Here is a 16,487-nt window from a genome sequence, read left to right as displayed (position 1 = left end):
ACGGCTGCTTGACCCTCGCGGTTCCAGGGGCCAAGCGGCGCGCTTTGATTTTTCCGAGGGAACCCGATGCGCGCATTCCTTTTTCCGGGACAGGGCAGCCAGGCCGTGGGCATGGGTGCAGCGCTTGCCGGTGCAAGCCGGCAGGCACGCGATGTGTTCGATGAGGTAGACGAAGCGCTCGACCAGAACCTTTTCCGCCTCATGTGCGAGGGGCCTGACGAAGAGCTGAGGCTTACGGAAAATGCGCAGCCGGCGATCATGGCGCATTCGCTTGCCATATTGCGCACGATGGGCGTCCGCGTGGACGAGGTCGCAAGCTTTGTCGCGGGCCACAGTCTTGGCGAATATACAGCGCTGTGCGCATCGCGCTCATTCGATCTTCCGACAACGGCACGGTTGCTGAAGTTGCGCGGCCAGGCGATGCAGCGGGCAGTGCCGGTCGGCGAGGGAGCGATGGCGGCACTGCTCGGCGCCGATCTTGCGCTTGCGGAAAAGATTGCCGGCGCGGCATCCCAGGGCGAAGTCTGCACGGTCGCGAACGACAACGATCCCTCGCAGGTGGTGATCTCGGGGACGAAATCCGCCATCGATCGCGCGATCGCTCTTGCAAAGGAAATGGGCGCAAAGAGAGCGATCCCGCTTCCTGTCTCGGCGCCGTTCCATTGCGCTCTCATGCAGCCTGCTGCCGAAGCGATGCGGGACGCTCTTGGCTACGTGATCGTTGAAGAGCCGGTGGTGCCGGTGTTCACGAACGTGACGGCCCAGCCGCAGACCGACCCCGACACGATCCGAAACCAGCTCGTCGAGCAGGTTACCGCTATGGTCCGCTGGCGCGAGAGCGTAGCCAACATGTTCGACGCCGGAGTCCAGGATTTTGTTGAAATCGGCGGCAAGGTCCTCGGCCCCATGGTCAAGCGCATCGTTCCCGACGCGAAGGTCGCAAGCATCGTCACGATCGAGGACGTCGAAGCGCTCACGAAGGAGATTGCGTGACGATGTTCGACCTTGAGGGAATGACCGCGCTGGTGACAGGCGCGTCCGGAGGACTTGGCAGCGCCATCGCCGATGCGCTTGCCGGGGCGGGAGCGCGGCTCGCTTTGTCGGGCAGCAATGTCGAAAAGCTCGAGACCTTCCGCTCCAGCCTTGCTGGCGACCATGTTGCCCTGCCTTGCAACCTTTCGGACGGCGCTGCTGTCGACCAGCTCGTTCCCCGCGCGGTAGAGGCTCTTGGAGGAAAACTCGACATTCTAGTCAATAACGCCGGGGTCACTCGCGACAATCTTCTCATGCGCATGAAGGATGAGGAGTTCGAGGAAGTGATCCGCATCAATCTTGAAGCTGCGTTCAGGCTGATGCGGGCGGCTGCAAAGCCGATGATGAAGGCCCGTTTTGGACGGATCATCTCGATCACGTCCGTCGTCGGAGTGACCGGCAATCCGGGGCAGGCCAATTATGTTGCTTCGAAAGCGGGCCTGATCGGAATGACGAAATCGGTCGCGCAGGAGCTGGCCAGCCGCAGCATCACTGTCAATGCAATTGCCCCCGGATTCATGATTTCGGCGATGACTGATGCGCTTACCGAGCAGCAGCGCGCGGGCATCCTGTCGCGAATCCCGATGGGAGTGATGGGAAGCGGGGAGGATATCGGCGCGGCCTGCGTCTATCTTGCCTCGAAGGAGGCGGGCTACGTCACTGGCCAGACGATCCACGTCAACGGCGGCATGGCGATGCCCTGACGCAAGGTTAAGGCTCTCTTGCCGTACTCCTTGTCGTCGGTTCCACCGCACCTATATCCCGAATGAATTCAACATTTCGGCTGCCTAAAAAAGGGGGCCGATTGGGGCTGGAAGAAGAGGGATAGAAAACATGGCCAAGGTCATCGGTATCGACTTGGGCACAACCAACAGCTGCGTAGCGGTGATGGAAGGCGGCAAGCCGAAGGTCATCGAAAATAGCGAGGGGGCGCGGACCACTCCGTCCGTGGTCGCCTTCACGAAAGACGGCGAACGCCTGATCGGCCAGCCGGCCAAGCGCCAGGCGGTCACCAATCCCGACAACACGATTTTCGCGGTGAAGCGTCTCATCGGCCGTCGGTTCGACGACCCGATCACCAAGAAGGACACCGAGCTGGTGCCCTACAAGATCGTCAAGGGCGCCAATGGCGACGCGTGGGTGCAGGCTGGTGGCAAGGACTATTCGCCCTCGCAGATCTCGGCCTTTATCCTCCAGAAGATGAAGGAGACCGCCGAGGCGTATCTCGGCGAAACCGTCACCCAGGCCGTGATCACGGTTCCAGCTTACTTCAACGACGCGCAGCGTCAGGCAACGAAAGATGCCGGCCAGATCGCCGGCCTTGAGGTCCTGCGCATCATCAACGAGCCCACTGCCGCGGCCCTCGCCTATGGGCTCGAGAAGGACGACGGCAAGACAATCGCGGTATACGACCTTGGCGGCGGAACCTTCGACGTTTCGATCCTCGAGATCGGCGACGGGGTTTTCGAGGTGAAGTCGACCAATGGCGACACATTCCTCGGCGGCGAAGATTTCGACGCCCGGATCGTCAACTGGCTTGCGGACCGGTTCAAGACGAAGGAAAACATCGATCTGCGTACCGATCGGCTCGCGCTTCAGCGCCTGAAGGAGGCCGCGGAAAAAGCCAAGATCGAGCTTTCTTCGGCGGCCACGACCGAGATCAACCAGCCCTTCATCACGGCGCGCATGGAGGGAGGCACCACGACGCCGCTCCACCTCGTCGAGACGATCAGCCGCGCGGATCTCGAGAAACTGGTCGATGACCTCATCGAGCGGACGATCGAACCCTGCAAGAAGGCGCTCAAGGATGCCGGCGTGGACGCCAAGGACATCCATGACGTCGTCCTCGTCGGGGGCATGACCCGCATGCCGCGTGTGCGCGAGCGCGTGAAGGAGTTTTTCGGCAAGGATCCGCACACCGGCGTGAACCCGGATGAAGTGGTCGCCATGGGCGCAGCGATCCAGGCGGGCGTTCTCCAGGGGGACGTCAAGGACGTGCTGCTGCTCGATGTCACGCCGCTATCCCTCGGGATCGAGACTCTGGGCGGGGTTTTCACCCGGATGATCGACCGCAACACGACCATTCCGACGAAGAAGAGCCAGGTTTTCTCGACCGCCGAGGACAACCAGAACGCCGTGACGATCCGCGTCTTCCAGGGCGAGCGCGAGATGGCTGCGGACAACAAGGTTCTGGGGCAGTTCGATCTTGTCGGAATCCCGCCGGCGCCGCGAGGTGTGCCGCAGATCGAGGTGACGTTCGACATCGATGCAAACGGTATCGTCAACGTCTCGGCCAAGGACAAGGGAACGGGCAAGGAGCAGCAGATCCGGATCCAGGCTTCCGGCGGTCTTTCCGACAGCGACATCGAGAAAATGGTGCACGAGGCGGAGCAGTTCGCCGAGGACGACAAGAAGCGTCGCAGCGCTGCCGAGGCCCGGAACAATGCGGAAAGCCTCATCCACTCGACCGAGAAGCAGCTCGCCGAGCATGGCGACAAGGTTTCGCCAGATGTGAAGGGCGAGATCGAGCAGGCGCTCGCCGAAGCCAAAACGGCCGTTGAAAGCGGCGATGCCGAGCAGATGCAGCAGAAGACCGCTGCGCTGACCCAGGCCGCGATGAAACTGGGCGAGGCAATGTACAAGGCCCAGCAGGCCGAGACCGAGGGGGCCGCTGGCCCAGACGCCGGCACGTCGGGTCCAGGGACGGAGCAGAAGCCTGGCGAGGAAGAAGTCGTTGACGCGGAATTCTCCGAGGTCGACGAGGGCGAGAACAAGGGATGATGACCAGGCGCGGCTTCTCATCTGGGGGCCGCGCCGGTCCTGTAGGGCGTAGCGGGGAGCATTGATGGTCGAGCAGGACTATTACCAACTGCTGGGCGTCGTTCGCGGCGCCGACGACGCTTCGATCAAGGCGGCGTACCGCAGGCTCGCCAAGGAACATCACCCGGACCGCAAGAACGGCTGCAAGGAATCGGAAGCGCACTTCAAGGCGATCAACGAAGCCTATGACGTGCTGAAGGATCCGCAGAAGCGCGCCGCCTACGACCGTTTCGGAAAAGCTGCGTTCCAGAACGGCGGCGGCGGAGACCCCTTTGCCGAGGCGGGATTCAACGGCTTCTCCGACATCTTCTCGACGATTTTCGGCGAGTTCATGGACCCGCGGGCGCAGCAGAACGCCGCGCGCGGCGCGGACCTTCGCTACGATCTCGAATTAAGCCTCGAGGAAGCATTCACCGGGGTCGACAAGACCATCACCGTGCAGGCGATGACGACCTGCGAGCGCTGCCACGGCCGCGGCTGCACCAAGGCCGATCATTGCGCGAGCACCTGCAAGACCTGCAGCGGCATGGGCAAGGTTCGCGCGCAACAGGGATTCTTTGTCGTCGAGCGCGGCTGTCCGACCTGCCGCGGCGCAGGCGAGGTCATTACCGATCCGTGCGGCAACTGCCATGGCGAGGGAAGGGCGCTCTCGCAGCGCAAGCTGTCGGTGAAAATTCCGGCCGGCGTCGACGAGGGTACGCGCATCCGGGTCGCGGGTGAGGGTGAAGCAGGCGTTCGCGGCGCAGGAGGCGGCGACCTGTACCTCTTCGTCCATATGAAGCGCCATCCGATCTATGCGCGCGAGGGCACGACATTGATCGCCGATTGCCCGGTGAGTTTCACAACCGCGGCGCTGGGCGGGGCGATCAGCCTTCCAGGGATCGACGGCAATTCGATCGAGCTCAAGATTCCGAGCGGAATCCAGTCGGGCGAGCAACTGAGGCATCGCGGTGCGGGGATGAGCGTCTTGAACGGCCGTGGGCGCGGTGATCTCGTCGCCCGGATCCTCGTTGAGACGCCGACAAGGATGAGCCCCAAACAGAAGAAGCTCCTCGAGGAATTCCGGGAGACGGAAACCGGCGAGGAATGCCCTGCGACTAAGAGCTTCTTTGCCCGCGCTCGCGATTATTTTGCGGGCTAGGCTGCTTCGCTGAGAGCGGCCGGCGGCTGCGTCGCCACAAAGCTCGGCCTCGTCTTCATTCGCTCCAGCCAGGGCGCGAGCCGTGTTCCGGCAATGAGGTCGGCGCCTTCCGGCGTATCGCACAACAGGTCCAGCTGAGCGCCGAGCATGATGTCGGCGATGCTCATGCTTTCTCCAGAAAAGTAGGACTGTCCGCCAAGAATGCCGTCCAGCGTACTGAAACAGGTTCGAGCCATCGGCATTGCCTCGGCGATCGCCTGCTCGTTGCTCGGCAGCCCAAGCAGCCTTGGACCGATGATACGATTGAAGGCGATTGGTGCCGAAGCCTTCGGAAAGAAATAGCATTCAATGATGCCGATGACCTGGTTTACCCGGGCGCGCGCCTTTGGATTGCCGGGCATGAGCGGCGGGCTGGGAAAGATCTCGTCGAGGTAGCGCAGGATCGCTTGGGTTTCATAGATTTCGAAACCCGAATGCTCGAGAATTGGGATGCGGCCAAAGGGATGCTTCTCGAGATGCTGCGCACTACGCATGTCGGCGGGAGACATCGCCTCCAGCTCATAATCGACGCCTTTTTCAATCAGCCCGATTTGGACGCTTCGAAGAAACGGGCTTCCAGGAATTCCATGGACCTTGATGCTGGACATCTTTCGCTCTCCTATCGTTCTGAGGCTTCCGAATAGAGTTGGAGGAGGAGACCCCAGCCGTTGGGCGAATCCACCGCTTCACGGGCCGCTTCCGCGCGCTCACCCATGCGTTCGAGATGACGGTGCTCGAGATGCACCCGAGTTCCGGTTCCCTCGGGTGTGAAGATGACCTCGACCTCGGTGATAAGGTCAGGATCGAAGGTCCAGTCGGGAGTCAGCTGCCACGCAAGCAGCAGGCGCGAAGGGGGTTCCCAAGCGAGCACCTTCCCGACATCGCATTCCGATCCGTCAGCGAGGAGTTCGTACCAACGACCGCTTTCGCGCGGCTCGATCACAGGCCGGTCAAGATCGGTCTTCCCGATGTGATGAGACTTGGGCCACCAGCTCCCGATTCCCGAAGTGAAGACCGTGAATGCATGTTCCTGCGGTGCGTTCACGAAGATGGTCTTGCGCACCGGTGCTGGTTGAATCTTCGTGCTCATTCATGCTCCTTTGCGGGCACTGTACTCGGCTTCCTCGGCGAACGCGGCGAGCGCGGATTCCCAGAAGCGATCAAGCCAGGCGCGCATTGCGCCGAGCCCCCTGGGATCGATGTAGTAGATGCGCCGCGTCCCCTCGCTCCGATCCGCAACCAGCCCGGCCTCTTTCAGCACCTTTAGATGCTGTGACACGGCTGGGCGGGTGACCGGCAGTCCTCTTGCGATTTCGCCGACCGGGCGAGGTCCCTGCCGCAGCCGTTCGAGGACTGCCCGGCGAGTCGGATCGTGGAGGGCGCCGAAAATCCGATCAGTGTTAGTCATAACTTACCGTTAGCGATCACTAACATAATAGTCAACGGCTCGACGCGCTCGCAGTCCTTGACCTGCGTAGAATTGGTTAGTGTTTTGCTGCCCGGTCCAGCTGGAGCCGCAGCGCGAACATCTGTGCGAAAAGCTCCGCGGCCGCGTGGAGCTCGAAGCTCGGCTTACGGGGTGAGCGGCTTTCGCAGCAAAACTCGCCATCGAGCTGGCCGACCGTGAAGGGCACCCGGAGCATTGCGCGGATTCCATCCTCGCGCAGCTTGCCGCGATCATCGCTGGTAGGCGCGCGCATCAGCGCCTCGTGCACCGAGGTCTCGTCGGGCGCGCGCGGAAAAACTTCTACGCCTCTGGCGTCTGCATCCGCGATGAGCAGCGGCAGGTCCCGCGCATCCGCCGGCGCAGAGAATCGTGAGCGGCTGCTCTCGGCGCGCTCGTCGCCGCAGCTGAGCGTCACCCGATCATAGCCGGTAAGCGCCCGCATTCGGCGGGCTGCACCTTCGAGGAGGGCATCCCCGGCGAAGTCCGACAAACCTGCAATCAGTCCGCCAACGCTTCCGAAATGTTCCCCGAAACAGCCGGGAGCGGGCACGGCTTCGAGCAGCACCCGGCCTTCGCTCAGCTGGAATGCAATATCGACCAGGGCCGGGTCGTCGGTCAGCCTGACCGAGTAGGCGCGGGCGATGCCGATTGCTCCGCTGAGACGCGAAAAAAGGTTGCGAAGGTCGTGAAGCGCCTGGGAATGAACGAATTCCCCCAGGGGTTCGTCAATCAGCGTGGCGTGGGACTCGCCGAGTAGCTTGTGGATGTTCTCGGAAGCTCGCAGCACGATCCAGTCAGGAGAAAGCTCCAGCAGATAGCAGCCCGGCTGGACGCAGATGCTCTCGCCGCTGCTCGGCGCGTCCTCATCGCGGCGGTCGATCTCTTCGACTGTTTCCATACCCCCGGTCCGGCAGCAGAATAACCGGGGATTTGCGCAGTGCACATGAAAAATTTGTGTCCTGCGAAACAGTTAAGCTGACTTGCCGAACACCCGGTCGAAGATCGTGTCGACGTGTCGCATGTGATAGCCAAGATCGAAGAGGCCATCGAGCTCGTCGGCCGAGAGCCGTTTGGAGACATCGGGGTCAGCCTTGAGCAGACTGAGAAGCGACAGCTCTCCATCCGACTCCCAGACCTTCATCGCATTGCGCTGCACGAGCGCGTAGCTCTCCTCGCGGCTGAGACCCGCCTGGGTGAGCGCCAGAAGCACGCGCTGCGAGTGAACGAGACCTCCCATGCGATCGAGGTTCTTTTGCATTCGCTCGGGGTAGATCAAGAGCTTGTCGACGACACTCGTCAGGCGGCCGAGCGCGAAGTCGAGGGTGATCGTCGCATCCGGTCCGATGAACCGTTCCACGGACGAGTGCGAAATGTCCCGCTCATGCCAGAGCGCCACATTCTCAAGTGCCGGTGTCACGTAGCCGCGGACCACCCTTGCAAGACCGGTGAGGTTTTCGGTCAGGACGGGATTGCGCTTGTGCGGCATCGCCGAGCTCCCTTTCTGGCCCGGCGAAAAATACTCCTCCGCCTCCAGTACCTCGGTTCGCTGCAAATGCCGTATTTCGGTTGCAAGCCGCTCGACCGAAGAAGCGACGACGCCCAGCGTTGCGAAGAACATGGCGTGTCGGTCACGCGGGATGACCTGCGTCGACACCGGCTCAATGACGAGTTCCAACGCTGCAGCGACATGCTCCTCCACCTCCGGCCTGACGTTGGCAAAGGTGCCCACGGCGCCCGAAATGGCGCAGGTCGCGACGTCATTGCGGGCAGCGGCGAGCCGCTCGCGATTGCGGGAGAATTCGGCATGCGCCTGTGCAAGCTTCACGCCGAAGGTCGTGGGTTCCGCATGGATGCCGTGGCTCCGGCCTATCGTCGGCGTCATCTTGTGTTCCATCGCGCGCCGTTTCAGCACGCCAAGAAGTTCGTCGATATCGCGCAAGAGAAGGTCCGCGGCCTGCTTGAGCTGGACCGCAAGCGCCGTGTCGAGCACGTCCGAGCTCGTCATGCCCTGATGAAGCCAGCGCCGCTCCGGACCGAGCTTCTCGCCGGCCCAGGTGAGAAAGGCGATGACGTCGTGCTTGGTAACAGCCTCGATCGCGTCGATGGCCTCGATATCGATCTCTCCGATGACGTCGCGGTCGTAAGCTTCGCGGATCGTCCTTGCATCTTTGGCTGGGATCATCCCGATCCGGCCCATCGCTTCGGCTGCAAACACCTCGATTTGCCACCAGATCCGGTAGCGGTTCTTTGCCGACCAGATGGCCGTCATTTCGGGACGCGAATAGCGGGGGACCATGATGCGGGCGGCTAGCAGGGATGCCGTCCGGCTTCAAATGGCGAGGATTTGGTGTGGCCTAAATGAGCCGTCTTGCGCGAGGGTCATGCCGCATCTGGAACGGTCATCGCACGCGCGGGTTAGTAAGACCCAATGAACGAGCGGCGGAGAGATGAGGGGCTCGACCGGCCCGAGCCCGCGCATGTTGAAATCGTGCGCCGGCCGCTTTGGGCCCGCATCGCGTCGGCGCTCGCCGCCGTTCTGCTCGTCGTGCTCATCGTTGCCATCGTGTCGGTGTGGATACAGCGGCGGACGATCGCCACACACTATCTCAAAGGGGAATTCGAACGACGAGGAGTGACGGCGAGCTATCACCTCGATCGCGTCGGACTGCGCACCCAGGAAGTCACCAACCTCGTCATCGGCGATCCACGCCGGCCGGACCTCGTCGCCCGCTATGCGCACATCGAGACGCGCCTCAAGTGGAACGGCAATTTCGAGGTCTATCGCATCGTTGCGCGCGGCGTTCGCCTTCGCGGGCGGCTGGTTCATGGCCGCGTGAGCTGGGGCCAGATCGACAAGCTCCTGCCGCCTCCCACCAACAAACCCTTCGCGCTTCCCGAATTCGTGCTCGATATCGCCGACAGCACGATCTCGCTTGGCACTCCGTTCGGACCGCTCGGGTTCGCGCTCGAGGGTAACGGCAAGCTGAGTGGCGGCTTTGCCGGGCACGTGGCGATCGTCAGCCCGCGCCTGGTTCCTGGACGCTGCGCGGCCGTCGACCTTAAGGCCAATTTCGCCGTCGCCGTCGTTGCGCGGCACCCGAGGGTCGAGGGCCCACTGACCCTTGAACGCTTTGCATGTCCCGTCAGCCGCTTCGACATCGCAAAACCGAGGTTTGATGCGAAGGCGAGCTTCAACGAGGCGTTCACCAGCATCGACGGCAGCGGCCGCATGGCGATCTTCACATTGATCGCCGGCGCCAACGGCCTCGCGAACTTCGCGGGCGACATTACCTACAAGGGCTCCCTGAACCATGCTTCGGGCCGAGTAAGGTTGTCCGCCCAGAAATCGCGCCTTGCGACGATCACGGCCGACCGGACCAATCTTAACGGCGCCTATAGCCTCAACGGGCGTGAGGGGACGTTCGACCTCGTCGGCGACTATGCCGCCAGCAGCGCTGCGCTCGCACCGAGCATGATCGCCGGGGTGACCGGCCCTCTCGCAGCAGCCGCCAGAACCCCGATCGGACCCATAACCTCGAGCATCGGCGGTGCGATCGTCCGGACCGCCCGCAACTTCAATTCCTCGGGTCAGATCCGCGTCGTGAACTTCCCTCACGGAGGCGCTGCCCGGATCACCGAGGCAGACATCAACGGTCCAGGAGGCGCCAGGGCGCGGGTCTTCGGCGGCAGCGGGGTCACGTATTACTGGCCGGCAGGAGGCCTCAGGATCGATGGCAACATCGAGATGGGCGGCGGCGGCCTGCCGCAGGCCCGGGTGAGCCTCAGCCAGCCCCGTGCCGGAGCGCCGATGAGCGGCGTAGCGGACGTCGCGCCCTATTTTGCGAACGGCCAGCGCCTCGCACTGACGCCGATTCACTTCGGTCCGGGGCGAGGCGGCTCGACGGCGGTGAGCACCGTCGCGCAGCTCGATGGCCCGTTCTCCGACGGCCGTGTGCAGGCGCTTCGTCTTCCGATCAATGGCGAGGTCGGGCAGTCGGGGGGGTTCGCCTTCGGCACCTCCTGCCTCGTCGTCAGTTTTAACGCCCTCCAGGTGAGCACGCTGCAATTCGGTCCGACGCGGCTGCCCGTCTGCCCGATCGGCTCCGCAATCATCCTCAAGCGTCCAGGCAGCCCCGTGCTTACAAACGCGCGCTTGAACAGCATGGCTCTCGACGGACGCATCGGCAGCTCCCCACTGCACGTCGCCGCCGCCGCGGGGCAGATCGTCAATCAGCAATTCAATTTCACGAAGGTGGGCCTCAGGCTGGGAAGGGTGACTTCGCCAGTCATCTTTGAGGCAACAGCGCTGAGCGGCACTTTTGCGGGCTATCTCCACGGCAATTTCGACAATGCGAGCGGAACCATCGGAAAGGTGCCCCTGCAGCTGAGCGACGCCTCGGGCAATTGGGTCTTTCGAAACAGGAACCTGACCGTGAACAGCGCCCTCACCGTCAGCGACCGCAGTCCCAATCCGCGCTTCTACCCGCTGCGGAGCGACAACGTGCACTTTGCACTGGCCGGTGACCATATCCGGGCGACCGGATCGCTGAGGCATCCTGCTACGGGTACGCTCGTCACCAACGCCGACATCGTGCACCGGCTCTCGACGGGTACCGGCCATGCGACGCTCGAGGTGCCGGGTCTCGCCTTCGGTCCCAACTTCCAGCCCGAACAGCTAACGCGGCTTACGGAAGGCGTGGTGGCGCTCGTCAACGGTACGGTCCACGGCCAGGGCCGCATCGACTGGGCCGAAGGAGGGAAGGTCAGCTCGAGCGGCGAGTTTGCAACGGCGAACATGGACCTTGCTGCGCCCTTTGGACCAGTGACCGGCCTCAGCACGACCGTCCACTTCAGCGATCTTCTCGGGCTCACGACGCCGCCAGGGCAGGTTATGACCGTGAATACCGTCAATCCCGGCATCACCGTCAGTAACGGCGTTATCCACTATCAGCTGCTGCCGCATGATCTCGTGAAGGTCGAACGGGGCGAATGGCCATTCATGGGCGGCCGCCTGATCCTGCACGAAACCGTGCTGAACTTTGGTGCTCCAAGCGCGAAGCACCTCACGTTCGAGTTGCAGGGATTCAATGCGAAGATGTTCGTGGACAGCCTCGGTTTCCAGGGCTTCGAGCTTACCGGAACCTTCGACGGCGTGCTGCCGATGGTCTTCGACGAGAACGGCGGCCGCATCGCCGGGGGTGTACTGACCTCCCGGGCACCGGGCGGCGAGCTCAAGTACAGCGGCACCAAACCTGGCGGACTTGCAGGCGGACTGGCCTTCGACCTCCTCAGCGACATCCGCTACCGCTCGATGGTCATCCGCCTCGACGGCGATCTGGCCGGAGAATTCGCAACCCGTCTCGCGATCGACAAGGTATCGCTTGGTCCTGGCCACGGAATCATCGCGAGCCTTGTCCATTCGGCCTTCAGCAAGCTTCCGCTGAAGCTCAATCTCAATATCAACGGGCCGTTTCGGGCGCTCATCCAGATGGCCAAGGCCTTCAAGGATCCAACCCAGGTCATCGCTCCGGTGGTGCCGTTCCCGATCGACTCCCCTGCGCTGAAAGTCGAAGTGCTGAGCACTACGAAGAGCGAACAGCAAGGCGGCGCTGCCCCCGCGCATGCGCCTGTCCCCAAACCGTCACCACCATCCGGAGGTAGGAAGTGAAACGAACGCTGATCAGCACTGCACTTTGCGTTGCGGCGACAGTGCCGCTCGCAAGCTGCATCACCGTCAAAGCCCCCAGCAAGCCGATCGAGGTGAACCTCAATGTCGACATCCGGCAGGAGGTGCTCGTGCGGCTCCAGCAGGACGTCCAGCAGATGATCCAGAAGAACCCGCAGGCCTTCCCTCCGGCGCCGACGCATCCATGAAGAGCCTCATCTTCTCCCTTGTCGTACTGGCTGCCACTCCGTTGGCTGCCCAGTCGGTGCAGCTTGCCGCTGCAATTCAGGCGGGACAGGTGGGCGAGCGCTATGATGGCTACATGGGGACCGTGGGCGAACCTTCACCCGACCTTCGGCGGCAGGTCGCCGCAATCAATCTTCGGCGACGTAATCTCTATATCGAGCTAGCGGGGCGCAGAAACGTCACCGCATCTGTGGTGGGCTTGACGGCGGCCTGCACGCTGATCGCGCAATTGCCTGTGGGTCAAAGCTACATGCTGAGCGACGGCGTCTGGCGGAGGCGAGCGGCCGGCCAGCCGGTGTCCACTCCGGATTACTGCCGTTGAGTTTCGAACGAGGTTCGATATCCGGGCTTTAATGAAGAAACCATCTTCGCCGTGACGGGAAGCAGGATCTCATATTCCCCTTCGGCATAGGGGCCCGCGATATAAGGAGAGGCGACGAAATCAAATCCATCAAAGCGCCCGTTGCTGTCCCTGTCCACCGGCGCGATGGCGAGGTCATCAAACCGGGGGCATTGATCGAACTCGCCGCCAAGCTTCTCGCCCCCTCTGCGTTTGAACCGTTCGGCGTCGAGCAGCTCGCAATAGGCAGTACGAGCGAGCTTCGCAAAATCGGAAGCGTGGATGAATAGCTCGGGAACCCTTTGCTCCCGGTTCATCCTTCTGTCCCACAGCAGTGCACCGAAACTGGTGTTCGAGTGAGCGCCGCCGGTGAACGTGGCGAGCTGGTTCTGGAGGGACAGTAGCCGGGTGCTTTGGCCGCTTACCGTCCATTGCATCGAGTAACGATCCCGAATGCTCGCGCGCTGCTGCTCTTGGTAGACCTGCTGGTTCTCGAGGCCCGAACGAAGCGCCCTGCCGTAGGCTTCCTGCGCGCTGTTACGCATCATTGTGTCGATTGCCGGCACGCGGGCTGCTTGGGCCGGCCAGAAGTAAGTGAATTCAAGAGCTGCGCTTCGGCGCACGATCTTCACGCCGCCAGCAGGCGTCGCAGATGTGCAAAAGAGGCAAGCGGCCAAGAGGATGCCGTGCTTCATTGCGGCAGGGTACAGCCGCTTGCCGCGGTTGACTATCGGCCTGCCCGTTCATAAAGGAGCCGCGCCTTGGCGGTATCGCTTTTCCGCCATGTTCCTCGTCCCTGGCTGGCTCCTGGTGAAATGCCGAGGGGCGACGCACAGGGGAGACACATGGCTGAGGACGAAATCGACAAGGTTCCGAAGCTTCCACCAGATGCGCGGCTCGAATCGCTCGATGAGCGGCTCGACCGGTTGCAGCAGGACGAAGCGAAGAGGACCGCCAAACGTCAGCCTGATAGCAGTTATCAGGCAGGTCAGCTGGTTCTCAGTCAGCTCGTGGGCGCGCCTTTGGGCGGGGGGCTCATCGGGTGGCTGATGGATCGCTGGTTCGGTACGAACCCTTGGTGGATGTTGGTGATGCTGTTCGTCGGTTTCGCCGTCGGCATCTGGAATGTCTTTCGAATTGCAAACAGGTCCCAGGGCAAGGCTCCGGGCGAACGAGAATAGGAAGAGAAAGTGGCGGCCGGCGACATCGACCCGATGCACCAGTTTGTGATCGAGCCGATCTTCGGCTCATTCCAGCGAAACAACCCGTTCGTGTTCACCAACAGTGCCCTTTGGACTCTGATCGTCCTGTTCACGATCTGGTTGTTCATGTTCGGTGGCATGAAGCGCGAATTGATACCCGGCCGGTGGCAGATCATGGTCGAGGGCCTGATCGGCTTCGTCGACGACATGGTCCACGCGAGTATTGGTCCCGAAGGCAAGAAATATCTGCCCTGGGTGTTCACGGCCTTCATCTTCCTGCTGTTCGCCAATCTCATGGGCAACATGCCATTTGGTGTCGTCGCCGCGGCGCATCCCTTCACGGTGACCAGCCAGTTCACCTTCACCGGCATCATGTCCTTGATCAGTTTCGCGATCGTGATCGGTGTTGGTTTCTACAAGCATGGACTGCATTTCTTTTCGCTGTTCCTGCCCTCCGGCGTGCCGCTGATCGGCAAGATTCTGCTGTTCCCGATCGAATTCGTCTCGTTCCTGGTCAGGCCCTTCAGCCTCGGTCTTCGTCCGTTTATCGCCATGTTCGCCGGGCATATCTTGCTGGACATCTTCGGTAACTTCGTCGTTCAGGGTCTGCAGGCCGGCGGTGGTGGGATCGCCATCTCGCTTCTGTGCTTCCTGTTCGTCACTTTCATCAGTGCGCTCGAGCTGCTCGTCGCAGCGATCCAGGCCTATGTGTTTGCAATTTTGACGTCGCTGTACATCAACGACGCGGTCAATCTTCACTAACCACGATTTTTTCCAAGAGGAGTTCAACAATGGATCTTGCTTCCGCCAAGGTTATCGGCGCCGGTCTCGCGGCGATCGGCGTGGGCGCCGCAGCGCTCGGCGTCGGCTATGTCTTCGGCTCGTTCGTCAATAGCTCGCTGCGCAATCCCGCAGCGGCTGACAGCCAGCAGGGCCGGCTGTTCATCGGCTTCGCAGCTGCCGAGCTCCTCGGTCTGATGGCGTTCGCCATTGCGATGATCATCCTCTACGCCTTCAAGGGCTAAGCAAGCGCTCAAGGCGGTACGATGCCTCAGCTTTCGCAGCTTTCCCAGGTCTACCTCTCCCAGTTTCTCTGGCTGGCGGTAGCACTCGGCTTCATCTTCTTCGTGATCGCCCGCGGGATGGTTCCCAAGATCCAGGCGACTGTCGATGCACGCGAGCAGCGCATCGCCGGCGATCTTGAGGCTGCCCAGAAGGCGCGGGCTGCTGCTGACGAGACTGAGGCCGATTGGCGCGCGCGCATGGATGCGGCGCGCGCAGAGGCCGCCCGCCTAGCCAATGAGGCAAAGCAGGAAGGCGCAAGGCAGACGGAGGCAAGCGTCAAGGCGGCTGCCGAGAAGATCAATCTCAGGGTCGAGAGCGCGACAGGCAAGATCCGCGAAGCGCTCGATTCGGCTCGCGCCGAGGTCGAGAATGTCGCTGCCGACGCAACCAGGGAGATGGTCGCTCGGCTGACCGGTATCGCGATCGATCCCAAGGAAGCCGCAGCAGCGGTGAAGGCTGAGCTGAATGTCTGAGCAGCAAACCCAGGCATCGATCGGCCATGCGGCGGCACCGGAAGCCGGCGAGCCGTCATTCCTCGGGCTGAATCCCGGCGGATGGGTCGCGCTCGCGATGCTGGCCGTCTTCGCCGTCCTCATCTGGAAGAAGGTCCCGGCGGCGATCGGCCGGGCTCTCGACAGCAAGATCGCGCTTATTCGCGGCCAGCTCGCCGAAGCGGAAGCGCTCCGCAAGGAGGCTGAGGCGCTGAAGGCCGAATATGAAGCGAAGGCTGCTTCGGCAGACAAGGACCGCGAGATATTGCTCGAGCGCGCCCGCCACGAGGCCGGCGAGATTGTCGCCAAGGCCAAGGTGGACGCAGAATTGTTGATCGACCGCCGTACGCGCATGGCGGAGGACAAGATCGCCGCCGAGGAGCGTTCGGCAGTGGAGCAGGTTCGTGCAGCAGCGGCCGATGCGGCCGCCAAGGCTGCCGCGCGGCTGATCGCCGAACGTCACGATGCCGCCACCGACGCCAAGCTTGTCGATCAGGCCATTAGGGAAATCGGTTCCCGGTAAAGCTTACTGGCGGTGATCGCCGCCGGGCTGGCTCACTCCCTCGAGCGCTTCTGAGGCGCACTCGGTGTCGGTTTCCCGGCTGAGATCGCCGAGGCTGACGATACCGCACAGGCATTCCTTGTCGTCGAGTACCGGCAGACGCCGAACCTGGGCCTCGCTCATCTTCGCTGCGGCTTCCTCGACGTCGTCGTTGAGCCGAACGATGACGAGATCGTCCGTCATCAGCTCGCGCACGGGCGTCTCGGGCCCATAGCCCCGGGCGATGCCGCGGACAGCAATGTCCCTGTCTGTGATCATCCCGAGCAGGCGGTCGCCGTCGGTCACCGGGATGGATCCCGCGTCCGCGTTCAGCATGAAGTTTGCTGCCTGCTGCACCGACTGGTCGGGCCGCACGGTCTGGACGTCGCGCGTCATCACTTCGCTGACTTTCATGGTGGCACTCCTCCTGGAACCGACCCCAAGAACGATCGGCCAAG

At 62.5% G+C, this 16,487-nt stretch carries 19 protein-coding genes; 12 read left to right on the top strand and 7 right to left on the bottom strand.

Annotation, left to right across the window (positions count from 1 at the left end):
- Positions 1-66 precede the first annotated feature (66 nt).
- The 4 genes from fabD (at position 67) to dnaJ (ending at position 4,993) form a co-directional block, all read left to right on the top strand.
- Positions 67-993 carry an ACP S-malonyltransferase gene (fabD, locus tag V8192_RS09795; protein WP_341632888.1) on the top strand — a complete coding sequence of 309 codons (927 nt, stop codon included), beginning with the start codon at positions 67-69 and terminating at the stop codon, positions 991-993.
- Positions 994-995: 2 nt separating this feature from the next.
- On the top strand, positions 996-1,736 hold the full coding sequence (gene fabG / locus V8192_RS09790; protein ID WP_341633327.1) for a 3-oxoacyl-[acyl-carrier-protein] reductase: 741 nt from the start codon (positions 996-998) through the stop codon (positions 1,734-1,736).
- Between the two features lie 130 nt (positions 1,737-1,866).
- On the top strand, positions 1,867-3,813 hold the full coding sequence (dnaK, locus tag V8192_RS09785; RefSeq protein WP_341632887.1) for a molecular chaperone DnaK: 1,947 nt from the start codon (positions 1,867-1,869) through the stop codon (positions 3,811-3,813).
- A gap of 61 nt (positions 3,814-3,874) precedes the next feature.
- Positions 3,875-4,993, top strand: a complete 1,119-nt coding sequence (gene dnaJ / locus V8192_RS09780; RefSeq protein ID WP_341632886.1) for a molecular chaperone DnaJ — start codon at positions 3,875-3,877, stop codon at positions 4,991-4,993.
- On the opposite strand, the gene V8192_RS09775 is transcribed toward dnaJ, so the two are convergent.
- The 5 genes from V8192_RS09775 to purB all read right to left on the bottom strand — a co-directional run bounded on the left by V8192_RS09775 (position 4,990) and on the right by purB (position 8,775).
- Entirely contained in the window at positions 4,990-5,640 is a 651-nt protein-coding gene (locus V8192_RS09775; protein WP_341632885.1) for a glutathione S-transferase family protein, read from the bottom strand. The two genes, dnaJ and V8192_RS09775, sit on opposite strands and share 4 nt — an antisense overlap.
- An 11-nt stretch (positions 5,641-5,651) precedes the next feature.
- Positions 5,652-6,122 carry an SRPBCC family protein gene (locus V8192_RS09770; RefSeq protein WP_341632884.1) on the bottom strand — a complete coding sequence of 157 codons (471 nt, stop codon included), beginning with the start codon at positions 6,120-6,122 and terminating at the stop codon, positions 5,652-5,654.
- Complete coding sequence (locus tag V8192_RS09765) at positions 6,123-6,440, bottom strand: ArsR/SmtB family transcription factor (protein WP_341632883.1); 318 nt, start codon at positions 6,438-6,440, stop codon at positions 6,123-6,125.
- Positions 6,441-6,516: 76 nt separating this feature from the next.
- Positions 6,517-7,377 (bottom strand): GAF domain-containing protein, encoded by an 861-nt coding sequence (locus V8192_RS09760; protein WP_341632882.1) that lies wholly within the window; start codon positions 7,375-7,377, stop codon positions 6,517-6,519.
- Between the two features lie 72 nt (positions 7,378-7,449).
- Positions 7,450-8,775, bottom strand: a complete 1,326-nt coding sequence (gene purB / locus V8192_RS09755) for an adenylosuccinate lyase (protein ID WP_341632881.1) — start codon at positions 8,773-8,775, stop codon at positions 7,450-7,452.
- Between the two features lie 132 nt (positions 8,776-8,907).
- Between purB and V8192_RS09750 the strand changes: the two genes are divergently transcribed.
- From V8192_RS09750 to V8192_RS09740, 3 genes are read left to right on the top strand one after another with little or no spacing between them, the layout of a single operon-like run.
- Positions 8,908-12,147 carry an intermembrane phospholipid transport protein YdbH family protein gene (locus V8192_RS09750; protein WP_341632880.1) on the top strand — a complete coding sequence of 1,080 codons (3,240 nt, stop codon included), beginning with the start codon at positions 8,908-8,910 and terminating at the stop codon, positions 12,145-12,147.
- A complete protein-coding gene (locus tag V8192_RS09745) occupies positions 12,144-12,353 on the top strand; it encodes a YnbE family lipoprotein (RefSeq protein ID WP_373276340.1) in 210 nt (69 codons plus the stop codon). Before V8192_RS09750 ends, V8192_RS09745 begins: the two co-directional genes overlap by 4 nt.
- Entirely contained in the window at positions 12,350-12,712 is a 363-nt protein-coding gene (locus V8192_RS09740) for a YdbL family probable chaperone protein (protein ID WP_341632879.1), read from the top strand. Before V8192_RS09745 ends, V8192_RS09740 begins: the two co-directional genes overlap by 4 nt.
- Here the strand turns inward: V8192_RS09740 and V8192_RS09735 are convergent.
- A complete protein-coding gene (locus V8192_RS09735; RefSeq protein WP_341632878.1) occupies positions 12,700-13,425 on the bottom strand; it encodes a hypothetical protein in 726 nt (241 codons plus the stop codon). The genes V8192_RS09740 and V8192_RS09735 overlap by 13 nt on opposite strands.
- 150 nt (positions 13,426-13,575) lie before the next feature.
- Here V8192_RS09735 and V8192_RS09730 point away from each other — a divergent pair, with 150 nt between their 5' ends.
- Genes V8192_RS09730 through V8192_RS09710 form a run of 5 tightly spaced genes read left to right on the top strand, consistent with a single transcriptional unit; the run spans position 13,576 to position 16,011 of the window.
- A complete protein-coding gene (locus V8192_RS09730; protein WP_341632877.1) occupies positions 13,576-13,911 on the top strand; it encodes an AtpZ/AtpI family protein in 336 nt (111 codons plus the stop codon).
- A 33-nt stretch (positions 13,912-13,944) separates the two neighbouring features.
- Positions 13,945-14,694 (top strand): F0F1 ATP synthase subunit A, encoded by a 750-nt coding sequence (locus V8192_RS09725; protein ID WP_341633325.1) that lies wholly within the window; start codon positions 13,945-13,947, stop codon positions 14,692-14,694.
- 29 nt (positions 14,695-14,723) lie between these two features.
- A complete protein-coding gene (locus tag V8192_RS09720) occupies positions 14,724-14,957 on the top strand; it encodes a F0F1 ATP synthase subunit C (protein ID WP_341632876.1) in 234 nt (77 codons plus the stop codon).
- Positions 14,958-14,978: 21 nt separating this feature from the next.
- Positions 14,979-15,470, top strand: coding sequence for a F0F1 ATP synthase subunit B family protein (locus V8192_RS09715; RefSeq protein WP_341632875.1), 492 nt, complete (start codon positions 14,979-14,981; stop codon positions 15,468-15,470).
- Complete coding sequence (locus tag V8192_RS09710) at positions 15,463-16,011, top strand: F0F1 ATP synthase subunit B family protein (RefSeq protein ID WP_341632874.1); 549 nt, start codon at positions 15,463-15,465, stop codon at positions 16,009-16,011. Before V8192_RS09715 ends, V8192_RS09710 begins: the two co-directional genes overlap by 8 nt.
- Before the next feature lie 3 nt (positions 16,012-16,014).
- Here the strand turns inward: V8192_RS09710 and V8192_RS09705 are convergent, their stop codons facing one another.
- Positions 16,015-16,443, bottom strand: coding sequence for a CBS domain-containing protein (locus V8192_RS09705; protein ID WP_341632873.1), 429 nt, complete (start codon positions 16,441-16,443; stop codon positions 16,015-16,017).
- Positions 16,444-16,487 lie beyond the last annotated feature (44 nt).

It is taken from the genome of Sphingomonas agri (assembly GCF_038148795.1).
Lineage (GTDB): Bacteria > Pseudomonadota > Alphaproteobacteria > Sphingomonadales > Sphingomonadaceae > Sphingomicrobium > Sphingomicrobium agri.
Note: the sequence above shows the minus strand (reverse complement) of the source record. Positions and strands in the feature narration are given on the sequence as shown.